The organism is Chryseobacterium oncorhynchi (genome assembly GCF_002899895.1).
GTDB lineage: Bacteria > Bacteroidota > Bacteroidia > Flavobacteriales > Weeksellaceae > Chryseobacterium > Chryseobacterium oncorhynchi.
On record NZ_PPEI02000001.1, the window covers coordinates 1,134,994 to 1,153,442 of the forward strand.

General features: G+C 36.7%; 12 protein-coding genes. 2 read left to right on the top strand and 10 right to left on the bottom strand.

Annotation, left to right across the window (positions count from 1 at the left end):
* Positions 1 to 5 precede the first annotated feature (5 nt).
* Both C1638_RS05105 and C1638_RS05110 read right to left on the bottom strand, forming a co-directional pair.
* On the bottom strand, positions 6 to 308 hold the full coding sequence (locus C1638_RS05105; RefSeq protein WP_076352410.1) for a chaperone modulator CbpM: 303 nt from the start codon (positions 306 to 308) through the stop codon (positions 6 to 8).
* A gap of 3 nt (positions 309 to 311) precedes the next feature.
* Entirely contained in the window at positions 312 to 1,226 is a 915-nt protein-coding gene (locus C1638_RS05110) for a DnaJ C-terminal domain-containing protein (RefSeq protein ID WP_109618775.1), read from the bottom strand.
* A gap of 93 nt (positions 1,227 to 1,319) precedes the next feature.
* Between C1638_RS05110 and C1638_RS05115 the strand changes: the two genes are divergently transcribed.
* Positions 1,320 to 2,522 (top strand): dicarboxylate/amino acid:cation symporter, encoded by a 1,203-nt coding sequence (locus C1638_RS05115; RefSeq protein ID WP_109618777.1) that lies wholly within the window; start codon positions 1,320 to 1,322, stop codon positions 2,520 to 2,522.
* Between the two features lie 57 nt (positions 2,523 to 2,579).
* Here C1638_RS05115 and C1638_RS05120 read toward each other — a convergent pair whose 3' ends face one another.
* From C1638_RS05120 to C1638_RS05130, 3 genes are all read right to left on the bottom strand, one after another.
* Entirely contained in the window at positions 2,580 to 2,963 is a 384-nt protein-coding gene (locus C1638_RS05120; RefSeq protein ID WP_109618779.1) for a DUF779 domain-containing protein, read from the bottom strand.
* An 89-nt stretch (positions 2,964 to 3,052) separates the two neighbouring features.
* On the bottom strand, positions 3,053 to 4,087 hold the full coding sequence (gene adhP / locus C1638_RS05125) for an alcohol dehydrogenase AdhP (RefSeq protein ID WP_109618781.1): 1,035 nt from the start codon (positions 4,085 to 4,087) through the stop codon (positions 3,053 to 3,055).
* Between the two features lie 221 nt (positions 4,088 to 4,308).
* The gene (locus C1638_RS05130) at positions 4,309 to 5,838 is read right to left on the bottom strand and encodes an aldehyde dehydrogenase family protein (protein WP_109618782.1); all 1,530 of its coding nucleotides are present in this window, start codon (positions 5,836 to 5,838) and stop codon (positions 4,309 to 4,311) included.
* A gap of 183 nt (positions 5,839 to 6,021) precedes the next feature.
* Between C1638_RS05130 and C1638_RS05135 the strand changes: the two genes are divergently transcribed.
* Positions 6,022 to 6,948: an AraC family transcriptional regulator gene (locus C1638_RS05135; protein ID WP_109618784.1), complete on the top strand. Its 927-nt coding sequence runs from the start codon at positions 6,022 to 6,024 to the stop codon at positions 6,946 to 6,948.
* Between the two features lie 85 nt (positions 6,949 to 7,033).
* On the opposite strand, the gene C1638_RS05140 is transcribed toward C1638_RS05135, so the two are convergent.
* The 5 genes from C1638_RS05140 to C1638_RS05160 form a co-directional block, all read right to left on the bottom strand.
* Positions 7,034 to 8,713 carry a RagB/SusD family nutrient uptake outer membrane protein gene (locus C1638_RS05140; protein ID WP_109618786.1) on the bottom strand — a complete coding sequence of 560 codons (1,680 nt, stop codon included), beginning with the start codon at positions 8,711 to 8,713 and terminating at the stop codon, positions 7,034 to 7,036.
* 12 nt (positions 8,714 to 8,725) lie between these two features.
* Positions 8,726 to 11,578, bottom strand: coding sequence for a SusC/RagA family TonB-linked outer membrane protein (locus tag C1638_RS05145; RefSeq protein WP_109618787.1), 2,853 nt, complete (start codon positions 11,576 to 11,578; stop codon positions 8,726 to 8,728).
* Positions 11,579 to 12,141: 563 nt separating this feature from the next.
* Positions 12,142 to 13,734: a RagB/SusD family nutrient uptake outer membrane protein gene (locus C1638_RS05150; protein WP_109618789.1), complete on the bottom strand. Its 1,593-nt coding sequence runs from the start codon at positions 13,732 to 13,734 to the stop codon at positions 12,142 to 12,144.
* A 12-nt stretch (positions 13,735 to 13,746) separates the two neighbouring features.
* The gene (locus C1638_RS05155; protein WP_109618791.1) at positions 13,747 to 16,629 is read right to left on the bottom strand and encodes a SusC/RagA family TonB-linked outer membrane protein; all 2,883 of its coding nucleotides are present in this window, start codon (positions 16,627 to 16,629) and stop codon (positions 13,747 to 13,749) included.
* Between the two features lie 418 nt (positions 16,630 to 17,047).
* A complete protein-coding gene (locus C1638_RS05160) occupies positions 17,048 to 18,376 on the bottom strand; it encodes a hydroxymethylglutaryl-CoA synthase family protein (protein ID WP_109618793.1) in 1,329 nt (442 codons plus the stop codon).
* Between the last annotated feature and the right edge of the window lie 73 nt (positions 18,377 to 18,449).

Below are 18,449 nucleotides of genomic sequence, written 5' to 3' on the forward strand. Positions count from 1 at the left end.
CTAAGCTAAATATCTTCATATTGGTCACTTATTGCAGAAAGTTTGTTCATCAAATCCCTGTTTCTACGCTTTAAAGCTTCCAGTTTGTTCAGCATATTATGAATAACTTCCAAACCTGGCAGATTGATTTCAAGATCATAGTGCCAATTGGTAAACTTTTCCAAATCAGGCAGATCTTCATACATCAGATAGTGAATATTGTCTTCCACCTGTATATTCAATAAACCATATTCTACAAGGTCATCAAAAAATGTGATTTCTATATTGTATATTCTTACGAGTTCTTCCCGTGATATTCTTTCACTCATAGCCTAGGAATTTTTAAGTTGTTCAAAAAGTTCTTTCTGCTTCTCTGTAAGATTGGTAGGCAGTTTCACTTCGTAGGTTACAAAAAGATCGCCGTGTTCGTTCTCTTTTTTGTAGACAGGAAATCCTTTTCCTTTCAATCTTACGGTAGTTCCGGTTTGCGTTTCCGGTTTCACTTTTAGGTTTACACTTCCATCCAGGGTATTTACCTTTACATCACCCCCTAAAACCGCAGTGTACATATCAATAGTCACCTTTGTTTTAAGATCATCACCAATTCTTTCAAAATCAGGATCCTCAGGAATATTGAATGTAATATACAAATCTCCGCTTGGTCCTCCGTTTACTCCCGGATTCCCATGTCCTTTCAGTTTAATCTGCTGCCCGTCATAAACTCCGGCCGGAATGGTGATTCTTACCTTCTTCCCATTGATTTCAAAAGTTTGTGGATGTGTTATTGCAGCATCTCTTAAATTTAGATTCAGCTCAGCCTGTACATCTTTTCCTTTGAACTTACCTGATGCTCTTCCTCTTGAGCTTCTGCCAGTGCCTCCTGCACCACCAAACATATTTTGGAAGAAATCTGAAAAATCCTCGCCCTCTCCAAAGTCAGCACCTGAGAAGCCTCCGCCTCCGTAGTTTTGTTGCTGATATTGTTTTTGCTGTTGCTGTTGGGCTTTTTCGTATTCCTCACCATGCTTCCAGTTTTCACCGTATTTATCATATTTGGTACGGTTTTCAGGATTACTGAGTACTTCATTAGCTTCATTCAGCTCTTTGAATTTTTTTTCAGACTCCTTGTCATCGGGGTTCAGATCAGGATGCAGTTTTCTAGCCAATTTTCGGTAGGCTTTTTTAATGTCATCTTGTGTTGCGTTTTTATCTACGCCTAGAATTTTATAGTAATCTATATAAGCCATAGAAACGAAGTTTACCCAAATTTATGAAATTTAGGCTTGAAAATTGCATAGCAGAGTGTTAAAAATAAACTTATCTTTGATAAAAAGCGCCACATGAAAGAGGTATTAAAAAACTACTCAGGAATCATATTTTTACTTTTAGGAATCACTATTGGAAGCATTATAGGAATTGTAGCTCCTGGGGTTGTGGAATACATAAAACCATTGGGAGACATTTTTCTTAATCTTCTTTTCGTGAGTGTAGTACCCTTGGTATTTTTTGCAGTATCGAATTCCATTGCCTCTTTAGAACAACAATCAAGGTTCGGAAGAATCATTCTTGTGATGGCACTTACCTTTTTATTCTTTATTTTGACAGCGGCTATTTTTACGATCTGTGTAGTGTATCTTTTTCCTGTTTCAGGAGTTTCCGGAAGTTCAGAGATCGTAACTGAAGCGGCTAGCGATGAAACTTGGGGAAATAGAATTGTGAGCTTTTTCACTGTGGGAGAATTTACCGCACTCTTTTCAAGACAAAATATGCTTGCACTGCTTATTTTTGCGTTCTTGACAGGTTTTGCAGCCAGAAAAACTGGAGAAAGTGGACAGCCATTCAGAGTTTTTATTGCATCAGGATATGAAGTAATGAAAGAACTTCTTTTATTGGTTATGAAGCTGGCTCCCATTGGCCTAGGGGCTTATTTCGCCTATCAGGTAGCAACGTTAGGACCACAGCTTTTTGGATTTTATGCTAAACCTTTAGGGTTGTATTATGTGGCAGGAATTATCTATTTCCTTGTCTTCTTTTCCATCTATGCATTCATGGCGAGTGGAAAAAATGGGGTTAAAAGTTTCTGGACGAATGCCATTTATCCTACTCTTACAGCAATAAGTACCTGCAGCAGCTTTGCAACTATGCCAGCGAATCTACAGGCAGCTTCCAAGATTGGAATTCCCAATTCTATTGCTAACCTGGTGATTCCTATTGGTACTACCTTGCATAAAAATGGATCCTCAATGTCTTCTATTATTAAGATCTATGTAGCTTTTTTAATTATTGGAAAAGATTTCTTTGATCCTGCCAATTTACTTCTGGCTTTAGGAATTACGGTTTTTGTGAGTATTGTAGCCGGAGGAATTCCTAACGGTGGATATATTGGTGAAATGCTGATGATCTCTGTCTATAAACTACCTCAGGAAGCTATTCCTGCTGTAATGATTATCGGAACCCTTGTAGATCCTTTAGCAACAGTTCTTAATTCTGTAGGAGATATCGTTGCAGCCATGTTTGTGAATCGGTTTGTAAAAGTCACCTGATTAAAAGTTGACCATTAATCCAATGTACAAATGCCTTTATTCTAAAAGAGATCTACCCTATTCACTTCGCTGTACAGGTTCAAGGTTTTCATATTCTTCGGGAGTGAAAAGCCTGTAATGAACTTTAAATGTTTTCCCCAAAGGGGTTTCCAATGAAAATCCACCAGGTCCGAAACCATCTGTAACATCGAGTGTAAAGTGGGAATATTTCCAGTATTCAAAGAGGTCGCGGTCTATCCAGAACTCATATCCGTTAATGGTTCCTATCATGGCATCATTCATCCTTGGAAAGAATCCTCCTTTTTCGAAGCATTGTGGTTGTGTTCCCTCACAACATCCCCCTGCCTGATAAAACATGAGTGCCCCATACTTATTTTCAAGTTCATGAATGACTTCAAGCGCCTTTTCTGTTGCAGAAAGCCTTGTTATTTTTCTTTCCATTATTTTATTTTTTCAAATTTAACAATTGAATCTTGTTATCTGAATAAAGAGGCTCGGCAAAAGTATTTGCCGAGCCTGCAGCTCATTGTTTAGTTTGAGTTTGCAATATCCAACACAATCCGTCCATCAATCTGTCCTTTTTTCATTTTATCAAAGACATCATTAATATCTTCGAGTTTGGCTGCAGTTACTGTTGCTTTCACCAGTCCTTCATTGGCAAAATCCAAAGCTTCCTGCATATCTTTTCTGGTTCCTACAATAGAACCTCTAACGGTTATTCTTTTTAAAACAGTTTCAAAAATAGGAAGCTCAAAAGATCCGGGAGGCAATCCATTCAAAGCAATGGTTCCTTTTCTTCTCAGAACATCTATTCCCTGTTTAAAAGCAATAGGCGAAACAGCTGTAATTAATGCACCATGCATACCGCCAACTTCTTTATGCAAATATTCTCCGGGGTCTGTATTTTTTGCATTCACTACAAGATCTGCACCCAGTTTTTTAGCCAGTTCCAATTTATCATCTGCTACATCAATGGCAGCAACATGCATCCCCATCGCTTTTGCATACTGAACCGCTACGTGGCCCAATCCTCCGATTCCTGAAATAGCTACCCATTCTCCGGGTTTTGTTTCTGTTTCTTTGAGTCCTTTGTAAACGGTTACTCCTGCACATAAAATTGGAGCAATCTCCAGAAAGTTAACATTGGACTTCAGATGTCCCACATACCTGGAATCTGCAATAACGTATTCTGCAAAACCTCCGTCTACACTGTATCCGCCATTTTTTTGAGCCTCACAAAGTGTTTCCCATCCTGTAATACAATAATCACAACACCCACAGGCACTATATAACCATGGAACTCCTACTGCATCTCCTTCTTTAACAAAGGCTTCAGGTCCGCAAGCCACCACTATACCTACACCCTCATGTCCCGGAATAAGGGGCATTTTAGGTTTGGCAGGCCAGTCTCCATCTACAGCATGCAGGTCTGTATGACAAACGCCACAGGCCATTACTTTTACAAGAACTTCATATCTGCCAGGGGCTCTTACGGGTACTTCTTCTATTTTCAGGGGCTGTCCGTAGCCTTGAACTACGGCAGCTTTCATTGTTTTTGGAATCATATTTTATTTTTTTGAATTGAGTTTTTACTGGTTAATAGTTTCCTACTCATCCGAAAAATTCCGGATAAGAAAGGTAATATTTGCGTGAGGGATAGTAAGGGCGGCGAGGAACGAGCCGGTGCGGAATGGAATGGAGCACCGAAATGAAATGAAGCCCTGCATAGCCCGACCGTTTTGCCCTGGATAAAGCCAAGGCAATCGGGCACGTCCTAAAATTAATATTAAAAGAAACCTAACTTGTTTTTATTATAGGAGATCAACATATTTTTGGTCTGACGGTAATGATCAAGCATCATTTTATGATTTTCTCTTCCTATTCCAGACTGCTTGTAGCCTCCAAAAGGTGCTCCTGCCGGATATGAATGATATTGGTTTACCCAAACTCTTCCTGCCTCAATCTGGCGCGGAATATTGTATAACTGATGGGCATCTCTCGTCCAAACTCCTGCTCCCAATCCGTAGATGGTATCATTGGCTATTTTTATGGCTTCTTCTTCGTCTTTAAAGGTTGTAAATGCCAGCACAGGGCCAAAGATTTCTTCCTGGAAAATTCTCATTTTATTATTTCCCTTGAAAATAGTAGGCTGGATGTAGTACCCATCTTCAAGATCTTCTCCTAGGTTATTTACATTGCCTCCTACCAAAACTTCTGCTCCTTCTTCTACTCCTAGCTGAATATAAGACAATATTTTATCTTTCTGAATCTGAGAAGCCTGTGCCCCCATCATGACGGTTTTATCCAATGGGTTTCCTACCTTAATGGCCTTTACTCTTTCAACGACTCTTTCAATAAAGGCATCTGCAATTCCTTCTTGAACGAGTAACCTTGACGGACATGTACAAATTTCACCTTGGTTAAGAGCGAAAAGTACAGCACCTTCAATGGCTTTATCTAAAAATTCATCGTCTGCATCCATTACAGAATTGAAAAATACGTTGGGCGATTTTCCACCTAATTCTAATGTCACAGGAATGATATTTTCTGTTGCATACTGCATTACTAAACGGCCTGTAGCTGTGGATCCTGTAAATGCAGCCTTGGCAACTTTAGGATTTGTAACCAAAGCTCTTCCTAGTTCTGCTCCAAAGCCATTAACAATATTGATGACTCCGGCTGGTAATAAATCTCCAATGAGTTCCATTAAAACCATAATAGACACGGGTGTGCTTTCTGCAGGTTTTAAAACGACACAGTTTCCTGCCGCCAATGCCGGAGCTAACTTCCATACTGCCATCAATATTGGGAAATTCCAAGGGATGATTTGTGCGATTACTCCAAGTGGTTCGTGTACAATTAAGGATACAGTGTCTTTATCCAATTCGTTATGCGAGCCTTCATCTGCCCGAATTACGGATGCAAAATATCTGAAATGATCTATTGCAAGTGGCATATCCGCCGCCAAAGTTTCTCTTACAGCCTTACCGTTATCAATGGTTTCTACTGTAGCAAGATATTCCAGGTTTTGTTCTATTCTGTCTGCAATCTTGTTGAGAATAATACTTCGCTCTGTAGATGATGTATTTTTCCAGGTTTGGAATGCTTTTTCTGCTGCATCTACAGCCAAATCCAAATCTTCCTTGGATGAGTGGGCTACCTGAGTGAATTTTTTACCATCCACCGGTGAAACTACATCAAAATATTGTCCTTTAACCGGTGGTGTAAATTTACCTCCAATATAGTTATCGTATCTGTCTTTAAATTCTGGACGCTGTAAAAGAGTCGTTGATTTTGGTTCTGTAATTGTGCTCATATTAGTATTGTTTATATTTTTTCGATGATGCCAAATTACATGTACAACCCAAAAAAAACATAGCACAATCGTATAAAAAAGGTGCAGAATAGTGTTAGGCCTATAATTTTATCATTTTATTAACAACAACATAGGTTCATATTTTATATATTTGGAATACCAGTTTTCAAAAAATATTTAGAAATGAATAACAATAGCAAGTTTTTATTAAACACTCCTGAATTAACTCAGGAGAGGCATCTATTGAGTCTTGTTGAAAACCAGACCACATTCAATCTAAACAATTGTGAATTCAGTATATATGAAACCCATCAAGCAGCTTTTGGGGTAAAGCTTCACTTTGAAAACATTGCATTTACAGCTATGTTAAGAGGGAAAAAGCATATGAAACTGGATAATAAGACTAATTATTTTGATTATTTTCCGGGAGAAAGCATTCTGGTTGCTCCAGGGGAAACTATGGTAATTGATTTTCCTGAAGCTGATGAAACAGCTACACAATGCATCTCCTTAAGTTTAAATCCTGATTTTATAGAAGATTCTCTCAATTATTTAAATTATCACCTGCCAAAGGTAGATGAGTCTTCACAATGGAATATTCAACTGGACGAATATTTTCTTTTTAATAATCAGGCATTGGCTTCTGCAACCAATAACATCATGAGGATTGCCATGGATGATAATTCTCAAAAGGATATTATGGCTGATTTTGCACTGAAAGAGCTTCTGATAAGGCTTATGCAAACACAGGCAAGAAGTCTGGTAGAAAAAAATATTGTAAAAAACAGATCAAGAATGGGGTTTGTGGTGGATTATATTAAAAGAAATCTACACCAGAAATTGTCTATTGACAGTATTGCTAAACTTGCGTATGTGAGTAAATCCAATTTCTTTAAAATGTTTAGGGATGAACTGGGAGTCTCCCCGAATGATTTTATTCTACAGGAAAGAATCAGCAAGGCAAAAGAATTATTAGCGGGACAAAACAGCATTAAAGAAACTGCTTTTCAGACCGGTTTTTCTGATACCAACTATTTCACAAGGGTATTTAAGCAACTTGTAGGAGTTACTCCAAAGAGTTATCAGAATGGAAAATTATTCTCCAGATAATTGTTCATGATAATTTGTAATTCTTAAAGTTTATTGATAAAAAAAAGCCCCTGAAGTAAAAACTTCAGGGGTATTTTTATAATGATTAATATTTATCATTTTGTAAAACATTCGGGTTTGCCGAAGTTTCCTTAATAGGAATAGGTAAAGTATACCTATAATCACCATTAGCAAGATTCTTAACCGGAATGATGTCATCTGTAGGGTTTCTGTCCATTTCTACATTTGCCAATACTGCAAGTCTTTTCAGATCGACATAACGGTGCCCTTCAAGTGCTAATTCAACTCTACGTTCTTTCAAGATGTCAGCGTAAGCAAACTGTGCACCTGTATAGCTAGGTGTTACAGCAGAACCAAGGTAATTTCTAGCCTCTCTTACTTTCTGAATTAAGTCATGAGCTGCTGAAAGATTACCTGCAGCTACTTCAGCTTCAGCAATAATGAAATACATTTCTGACAATCTGAAGACTTTAACATCATTTCTTGTAGATGCACTTAATTTCCCTGGGTATTTATCAATTACCAATCCATCATTTCTGGTATTACCTGCAGATGCAGAAGCATAGTTATCGTTTGGTTTTGATGAAGGATCTACGTAAGCATATTTTCTGATGTCTCCTGGAGTATTTTTAAATATGTTATATAAGTTTCTTCCCCAGAACCACATTGGAGATCCACCAAGGTTAGATTGGTTTGTATTCCATTTTCCACCGATAGCAGCACCTGCTCCCAATGGAAGTCTATTAAGAGTAAATATAGCCTCTCCATTATCAGTATCAGCCCACATTCTTCTATATGGATTGAAAGAACCTCCTACAATACCATTTCCAGTCTTCTCATCAATTCCTCCATAGAATGCGATATTCCATTTGTCAACTGGTGGCTCATTGAAAGGCCCAGATTGGAACACAGAACCATCAGCTTCAGTAACAAGAACCTGAGAATTCGTTCCTGTCATTGGCGTTGCCTTTGTAAGTGATAAACCAGATCCGTTGATTACTAATTCTGCATTTTTCTTAGCTAGTGTCATTTCACCTCTATAAAGGTTAAAACGAGCAGCAACAGCATTTACAAAATTCTTATCTACCTGATATCTTCTTGGATTTGTAGAGTTTCCTAAAATATCTCTGGCGTAGTCTAAATCAGCATTAATGAAATCATACACATCCTGATTTTTAGCTCTTGGCAATTGAGCTTCCGTAGAAGGAACATCCTTCAGAAGAATAACTCCCAGAGCGTTAGGATTTTTCATATCACTAGAGAAATAAGCCTCTAGCTGTACATAGCAATATGCTCTGATTGCTCTAGCCTGTGCAAGAATTGCATTATATGAATTCTTCTCTTCAATAGAAACTGGTGTAATTTTCTTTGCCCCTTCAAGAAGTCTGTTAACTCTGTTGATTACTTTATAGTTATTCATCCAGATCCCATCACTAGCAATGGTACCTACTGTTCCTCCTGTAATAACAGAACTAGACGGATCAAGGAAATGTCTGTGTAGTGAATATTCTTGTCCTCCACTACCAGATCCTGGTTTTACTTCGTCTGTAAATACTGCTGTGAAGTAAATCTCATCAATTGGATCTAACTGAGCGTATACAGATCCATTTAAAACTTCATTAAGGTTAGCAACACTTGTAAACAGGTCTTGTTCTTGTAACTCTCCTGCTTGTTTTATATCTAGTGCATCCTGACAGCTGTTCAGCGTAAATGCTGCAGATGATAGGGTTGCTATAACTAATATTGTATTTATAATTCTTTTCATAATTTTTCTCTATTAAAAATCAACATTTAAACCTACCGATACGGTTTTTGGGTTAGGGTAAACATTTAGTGAAAATGAAGTAATCGGCTCCGGATCAAATCCTTTCCAATCTGTCCAGGTATAAAGGTTTTCTGCCTGAACAAATACTTTGATTCCTCTTACTGGCAGTTTACCTAACTGACTTTTGCTAAAGTTATATCCTAGAGTAATATTCTTAAGTCTGATAAAGTCTGATCTGTGTAAAAATCTGTCTGAAGAACCCAAAGTTAGGTTGCTTGCTTTTAAAGCTGGAACATCTGTATCTCTATTTTGAGGAGTCCATGCGTTTAACAAGTCTGCAGAAAGGTTTCTGTTAGCAGCTGCACTTGGATCAAATACCCAAGACTGTAAGTTATCATAGATCCATCCTCCTTGTTGGAAAGAGAATAAGGAATCAAAGAACCATCCTTTGTGTTGGAAGTTAAATCCGAAACCTCCTGTAAACTTAGCATATCTTGATTTTCCTGTCAATACTCTGTCTGCAGATGTAGGAGCTTCAGTGATGCTTCCATTTTTGTCAAGGAACTGTAAGTTTCCGTTATCACGATTTACACCAACGTATGAATATAATTGATATTGACCAGCAGGTCCACCAATAGCATTTACTACATCTCCTGCAAGGTTTTCGCTATTCATAGAAACAATCTTGTTAGAGTTATATGCTGCGTTTGCGAAAACGGATAATCTTGTATTTTCGTTTCTGATCACGTTATATTTGATCATCCCTTCAATACCTTTGTTATCAAGAACTCCGTCGTTACCTCTGATTGAGTAATAACCCGTAACTGCTGATTTTTGAAGATCGTTGAACATTCTTGATGTTCTTTTCTGATAGTAATCAACACTACCTTCGATTAATCCTTTAAAGTTAAAGTCTAATCCGATGTTACTTTGTTTTACCTGCTCCCACTCTAAGTACGGGTTTGATAAGTTAACAAAGTTATATCCTAATAAATTCTGATATCCTGAAATACCGTTATACAAATCAAGGAAGTTATTTGGAAGTAATGCTAATGGGTTAGAATTATCAGTAGCAATTCCTAAATTCTGGTTACCTGTAGTACCGATTGAAGCTCTTAGTTTCAATAATCTGAATCCTGAATTAGCCATGAAATCTTCTTTGTCGATATTCCATCTTGCTGCAACTGACCAGAAAGTCTCCCATCTGTTTGTAGGAAGGAAACGATAAGATCCGTCTCTTCTTACAACTCCACTTACACCATATTTATCTTTGTAATCATAATCTAATGTTCCAAAATAAGCTAAGGTACCTGCTGTTACTTTTGAAGCCGTTACAGAAGGTCTGTAAAAGTTAGGAGTATCAGGGTTGAAAGGAATATAACCAGTTCCTGCACCAAACTCCCACTGTAATGGGTTTAGACCATTTTGTCTTTGAAAATTATTACTTACATGTGCTTTGATATAGTCCATATAGGCACCAGCACTAATTGTATGATCTCCAAAAGACTTATTGAATGAAATATTGGTAATACTGTTGAAAGTTAAATCTCTTGTTGTAGAAAACTCTTCACTACCTCCGTATTTAGCCTGATCTCCGTTTGCCACACTAATAGCAAGGTATCCTAGTGGTGATCTCGCGAAAGTTCTTTCGTATTGCTTATATTCAATACCTGTTCTGTTTCCAATGCTAAGGAAATCTGTAATCTTATAATTTACATTGGCATTCGCAGAAATACTTAGTTCTGCAAACCTGTTTCTGATTCCTCCGTTGATGTTATCCTGAAGAATCCATTGTCTGTTGTTAGAAGCATCACCTTTGATAGCATTATATAACTCTTGTCCATTCGCATATGGAGAAGGGTCAATATATGGTCTTGAAAGTACTCCTCCAAATAATGGGTTTTGAAGAGTGTTGCTGGAAATTGTAGTATTCGTTTCATCATCCAACTGATTTCTTTTGGAATATCCTAAACCGATGATAGAACCAAAAGTCAACTTTCCATTTTTAGATTTACCGTTAAGATTATTTCTCATTGTAAATCTCTTGAAGTCTGTAGATCTCACAGTTCCTTCACTTTCTAAATATCCAAGGGAGAAGAAATTATTGATATTTTCTCCACCTCCGGTAATAGACAAGTTATGCTGCTGAGAAATACCGACATGGGTAAATTGCTTATTCCAATCTGTATCTGTTCCCCAGTTATTGATCTGGTCGTTCGTTAAAGATTTTCCTTTACCTGTTTCTAAATTTTTCTGAATATATAACAATTGCTGAGCATTTGCCATATTATAGTTTGTTTGAGGCAGCTGGCTGAAAGAAGTTAATGCATCATAGGAAACCTTTAACCCTGAGTTAAACTTCCCTCCTTTTGTAGTAATTACAACAACTCCATTTGCAGCTCTGTTACCATAGATTGCCGTTGCTTGGGCATCTTTCAGGATACTGAATGTTTCAATATCATAAGAGTTCAAGTTTCTGAACTGAGAACCTGAAGTAATTACCCCATCTACCACGTATAAAGGATCCGTAGAACCATTAAGTGAGCTTGTTCCTCTAATCAGAATATTGAATTTCCCAGAACCTGGAGAACCAGAGGCCGAGTTAACAACAATACCGGGAGCAGTTCCCTGAATTGAACTTAATACTGAGATGTTAGGTCTGTTTTCCAAAGTTTCGGCACCTACTGTCACCGAAGAGCTGGTAGTTTTAGCTTTGGTAGCTGTTTTACTATATCCTAAAACAACTACTTCCTCAATTTTAGTCTCTTTGTCCTTACTGTTCTTAGATTCTTTTTCTTGAGCAAATACAGCTTGGCCTGTGAAAAACAAGACCCCGGCTGTCAAAACACGCAATTTCATATTCATATTAACAGATTTTAATATATTCAAGGGACAAATATGTTAATAAATATTAACAACATCAATTTATCAAACCTTGAAAACCCTTTACCAGAACAGGGTTATCCGCATCAATCTCTAAAAAACACTAAAGAAAAAATTTAATTGCTTTTAAAATTTTAACAAAAAACAAAGCATTTTAAACAATGAGGGAATTTTAATAAAAAATGAAATAAAAATCAAAGTACATCATTTCACATAATAAAAAGAAAAATATAAACACAAAATATTAAAATCGACGAAAAATATAAAATACATTTTACCTAAATTTTAAACAAAACGGAGAAAAACAAGTACTACTTTTCATCAATTTATCTTAAAAACAACCTTATAAAAAACAGGGAGACCACCTTAAAAGGCAGTCTCCCTACAGTTAAAATTAAAAATTTGTTAATATATACGATTTAAAAATCGGTTCAAATTGATAGGTATTTTAGAAATATTTTCATGCTTCTTTTTACCATTTAAAAAATTATATTTTTTGCAAAATAACTTTTATCCTTTTTCAACAAACCTTTAATATGTTTGTTTTACCACTGTGGATTTTGCTGAGCCGCAAGCGTTGGATTGTTCACGATCTCGTCATTTGGAATAGGCCATAATATTCTGAAATCTGTTTTTGGAATCATAGCAACACCTAACGGTCCTGTATATGGAGTACCCAATGTAAAGGCAGATCCCGGAGGTGTAGAATTGGCTACCTTAGCAGGAATACCAGGCGTAGGTACCAAGTCATCATAAAGTAATCTATGAATATCACCCCATCTCATTCCTTCTCCTAGGAACTCAATTCTTCTTTCTGTAATAATGGCATCTACAAGATCTGTTGCATTCGCAAATGAAGCAGCAGTATATTGTTGAGTAGCCGGAGTTGCCAATGATCTGTTTCTCACCATATTCAGATACGTAATAGCTGAAGCCGTATTCCCCTGTCTTGCATAAGCTTCTGCCATGGACAAGATTACTTCCGCATATCTCATGATTGGAGAACCATCTGATAAGTTGGTAACATCTTTATATTTATTTACATATTTTACTCCTGCAGTAGAAGTTCTTACCATTGCTGTTTCAGCTCTTCTCTTATCATCCAACAACCATCTTGGGTTTCTCCAGATAATAGGACTGATACATACCAATGATCTATCTCTATACATAGACGCTAATCCAGCATTAGTACCAGGGTTGGTATTGGCTGAATTCTCAATGGAGAAAACAGATTCAGAATTGTTGTAGTTATTAGCCAAAATGAATGGTACATCTGGAGTAGCAGTAAGCGTATAAGCAGAACTTAATTTTGCTCCTTCTGTAAGTACTTTTGTCCAATCTCTCATATTTAGGTAAGCTCTCACCTTCAAAGCAATTGCAGCTTCTTTAGTTGCTCTGGTAATTCTTGCATTACCTGATCTTGTAGATTTACTTGCCGTTAGTAATTCCGCTTGGTCCAAATCAGCAAGAATCTTAGTATAGGCTTCTGCTACAGTTCCTCTTCCTACCTTAAGCCCCTCTTCAATAGCAGCAGGGCTGGTAATTGCGGTAGTACGGTAAGGGATTCCCGGATGACTTGCATTGGCTGTAAAATTATATGGACGAGAGAAATGCTTTAATAATTCCAAGTGAGCTAATGCTCTTAAGAAGTACATTTCACCTAAATAATTATCACGTACCGCAGGGGTAATTACTCCTGTTTCGCCTGCTTTTTTCAGACCATCTATTGTAATATTTGCTTTATTAACCAACCCATAGCCATTCATCCAATAATGTGAATTATTAGGAGAACCACCATCATAAGTTGCCGTATATGTTAACTGGTAAAAAGTAGCTGTATTAACCATATCTTCACCGCGCACGTCATTTTGCTCAACATAAGCAGCCCCAAACACATATCCTCTAGGAGTGTTGGCAGCATCCGGCGCCGTTTTATAAATACCATTCTGCGCCGCATTGTAAACCCCCATCACAGCCAAGTCCACATTCACTGCAGAAGTAAAGGCAATATCCTCATAGAGGTTATTATAAGGTTGTAAATCTAAGGTCTCTCTGTCTGAGCAAGAACTCACCATCGCTATTAATAATGATACCGATAAAACAGACAACCCCCTTCTTATTATATTATTATTTTTCATTGTTATTTTATTTTATAGTGAAACATTAAAGCCCATACTGAATACTCTTTGACGAGGAGTTCCATTAAAGTCTACCCCGGCATTCTCCATTTCAGGATCAAGGCCTTTATATTTAGTAATGATGAATGCGTTCTGAGCCTGGAAGTAAATCCTTAGATTTCTCACCCCAATAGACTTAAGAACATCTTTAGGGAAAGTATATCCTAAACTAATCACATCAAACTTAATGAAGCTTCCATCTTCCAAGAATCTTGAAGTAGCATTACTTGTTTGGTTACTCAATGTGTTATCTCCAAAGATCAACCTAGGTGTCAATCCATCTCCTGGATTTGAAGGGCTCTGCCATCTTCCTAAAATTTCCGTTGAGTTGTTGTTGAAATTCAAGGTCATCAAATCTCTTCTAGTAGCATTGAATACCTTGTTACCACCACTGAACCTAACCGTTGTACCTAAGTCAAAGTCATAGAATCTGAATTTAATACCAAGCGCTCCAAAATATTTCGGTAATGTATTCCCCAATACTTTTTTATCTGATAAGCCTAATGTGGAAGATTTACTTACATCATTAGGATTCGAAGGATCGAAAACCGCATAGGACCCTTGTCCTACAAGTCCTTGAACCAAGCTTCCATCAGCTTTATAATAAACTGGGTTACCATTAGCTGCATTCACTCCCCAATAATCAAATCCGTAGATTGATCTTAAAGACTCTCCTACACGGATAATATTGTTTGCACTGGAGAAAATATCAGCATTATTATTAGCAAGAGCCAATACCTTGTTGCTCATTAATGTAAGGTTGGCATTCACATCCAATCCGAATCTCTCAGTATTAAGAACATTGTAGTCCACTGAAAATTCAAATCCTTTGTTCTTCATATCTCCAATATTCTTGAAAATACTATTGTTAGGAACTCCCAATGATGGAGCCAACGGAGCTTCAATAATCATGTCCGTAACTTTGTTCTCAAAATAATCAAAAGTAAATTTCAATCTATTACTGAACAAAGCCAGGTCAACCCCTAAATCGTATTTGTTACTTGTTTCCCATTTTAGATCTGGGTTATAAATTTGTGAATAAGCCACCCCAGTGTAATCTGCATATTTGTAATTGCTAAACAATCCTAAATATGGATAATTACCAATATCTGTATTTCCAACTTTAGCATAAGAAGCTCTTACTTTAAAATCAGAAACTACATTACTGATCTTTTCCATGAAGTTTTCCTTACTTATCGTCCATCCCACAGATACTCCTGGGAAATTACCCCACTTGTTGTTCATTGGTAATGAAGAAAGTCCGTCTCTTCTTATGGAAGCCTGTAAGAAATATTTACCTGCATAGTTATAGTTAAATCTTCCAGCATATGATAATATTCCCTGCTCTGTAATTCCTCCTCCTGACTGAGGCGTACCCACGGAGTTGGAAATAATTCCATTATTAAAGAAAGGAGTGGACAGGTTTGTTCCACCGCCATAGAAGCTTTGCAATTTCTGCTTTTGATACTCATATACTGCTACAGCACCAATATTATGCTTTTCTCCAAAAGTCTTATTGAATGTCAAGATATTTTGGATGTTGCCTCTTAGATAATCTGAAAAGTCATTTCTGATATATCCATTAGATCCACGTCCATCACCATGTATAGGGTTCCAATATACAAACCCTTTGGTTTGAGACTGGTCAACACTTACCTGGAATCTGTAAGATAAATAAGGTAAAAATCTAATATCTGAATAAAGAGACCCGATCAATCTATTTACACTTGATCTCATTTTATTGTTATTAAGGGCATATACGATGTTCGTAATATTATCCCCTGCAAGCAATAAATTCTGCCATCTACCTACTACCCTTGGATCAGTCGCGTCAATGTTATATCCGGTTGGGCTTTTTGGGTCAAAGATTGGCGTATTTGGCAATTGCTTAATAGCATTGTAAATATTCCCTGAAAGTGATGATGCACCCGTATTTAGTCCTACATAATCTGTTTTTGTAAAGCTAAGATTTGTTCCAATCTTCATCCATTCAAATGCCTGATGATCAACATTAGCTCTTGTAGAGAATCTCTGCATTTCGTTAGGAATAGCAACCCCTTCCTGTTTGGTATACCCTATGGAAGTATAATAGCTTGATTTTCCGAATGAACCTGAAGCTGATAATGTATTATCTGTTTGGAATGCAGCAGATCTTAGAACTGCTTTCTGCCAGTCAGTATTATATTCTGTACCGAACGCGATTGCCGTTTGGCCTGCATTCGATCTTTTCTCATTAGAAATAGCAATAAAGTCAGGAGTTTGAAGTAAATTATACAAGCCTACTGGCATTGCATATCCTGCGTAATTGCTAAAGTTAAGGCTTAGTTTCCCTCCTTTTCCTTTTTTAGTGGTTATCAAGATCACCCCATTCGCAGCTCTTGAACCATAGATTGCTGTTGCAGCACCATCTTTCAAGACTTCAAAGGATTCAATGTCATTAGGATTAATATCCCCCAAACCATTGGTAGCAGTTTGACCTCCTACATCTCCGGAAAAGATAGGAATACCATCTACAATATACAACGGTGATGTACCTGAAGTAATAGATGCAATTCCTCTAATTCTTACTCTTGGAGCTTCCCCCAAAATACCGGTTGTACTGGTAATCTGAACACCGGCTGCTTTACCTGCCAACTGCTGTTCAAAACTTGGAGCAGCAATACTGGCTACATCAGCAGCTTTAATAGATGTAACAGCACCTGTAACTTCTTTTTTCTTCTGGGTTCCATACCCCACCACCAAGACTTCTTCAATTTCTTTTGTGGAAACCGTGTCTTTTTTCACCTTTTGTGCCATCACGCCTTGCCCTATAAAAAACAGGACTCCAGCACTTAGCACTGATAATTTTCCATTCATATTAACAAATTTTAAGATATTCCGATGACAAATATGTTAATAAGAAAGAATAGATTCAAATGAAAATATCCTATCAAACAATCGATTGAAGTGAAAAATATTAATTAAAAATAGTAATTAAATTAATAATTATAGTTAAATTCAAACAATTATTGCAATTAATTAAAAACAATTTAACTTTAACAAAATATTAACAACAATTAAAAAAAATACTATGTTACATTAAAATTAAAAAACTAGTGTAAAATTTTCATTAAAACAATAATTTAAATGAAAAATATTCAATATTTAAAATAATGATTTGTTATAATTTTAAGAAAAATCATAACAAATTGATAATAAAATTTCCCAAAAACATACAAAAAAGTAAAGCATCTCAATATTTGAGATGCTTTTTATAATTTTATACTACTAAATATTATTTCTTATAGCTATAGTATCTTGCCCCATTCAAAACAGGATTCTCCTCTTCAATAGAATCAAGGCCAAATCCATTGTAGCCTGCATTTACAGATTCATTTAACCGTTTTCTGTGGAGTTTTTCGTAAGTTTCAAAATCAATAGCTGTTCTATTATTAAGGTTGTCGAATAGATTCCACTTATCCACAACTTTTTTCCAGTTTTCAGAGACTTTACCAGCAAAAACTTTCGACTTAGATCCACTGCCATAGCCAAAGAACCCAATCTCCTTTCCAGATAAATCTTCGTTTTCGTTAAAAGAAGTTTGTAAACCGGAAAGGAATGCCATAAAAATAGAAGCTGTATACATATTTCCTATTTCGGAAGAAGCTCTTTGAGTCTTTTCTATCTTTTGATTAATTAATTGTACATAATCCTCAGATTTCGCAACTGCTTTCTGCTGATCCGGTGTTTCATAAGAAAATCCGTTTTCAATACTATAGATCTCTGTAAATATTCTTTTTCCATGGAAAGCATAAGGAAGATGAAAAACAATATACTTCCAATCCTGATAAGGTTTTTCTTTACCAGTAACATCTTTATAATGTTGATATGCTTCTCTTATTCTATCCTGATAACACTGATTGGAATACTGGCCATCAAAAACCGGCTCATCTGTAAAAATTTCAATTTTATCAGGATAAACATCAGGAGCGCCTATTAGGTCTTTCTTTTTATACTGTCTTCTTGGTTTGAAAAAATCAAAAACACTTTCTGTAGCAACTCCCCAGTGATTGTCAATTTCCAATAGATCCGGCTTTGCAGAGATTAAAAGTGAAACTGCACCACCTCCTTGTGTATATTCTCCGGAGGAAGCCAATTCATATTTTGCATAGTCGCTGGCAATCACCACTGCTTTTTTATCAGGATTTACCCTTACAAAATCTAAAGCATTATGAAGAGCATCTACCCCACCTACACAGGCAAAAGTCATGTCTACAACATCACAATTCCTGAAAACCCTTTCACCAAAATCCGCCTCCAACACTCGCTCAACCATCTGCATCGCATAGGAAGCCGTTGGCTTAGCAGCATCCAATGCACTTTCTGTTCCCAGATAAATTCTTGCAATATCTTTGGGATTGATACTATAATCTTTAATTAACTTTAATAGCGCTTCAGCTGCAAAAGTTGCAGCATCTTCATGTACGTCGGGAAGCCCCATTTTATGAAGTCCTAACCCTTTCTCCAATTTGGCAGGTTCTATACCTCTTTTTTCAGCTAAATCTTTAATTTCCAAATACAAAGAAGGTACATAGTAGCTTGCCGCCTCAATTCCAAAACTCATAATTTTCTAAATTTTAAACGAATTTATGAAAGATAACGCAAAAAACAGCGGTAAAAACCACTGTTTTTTATAA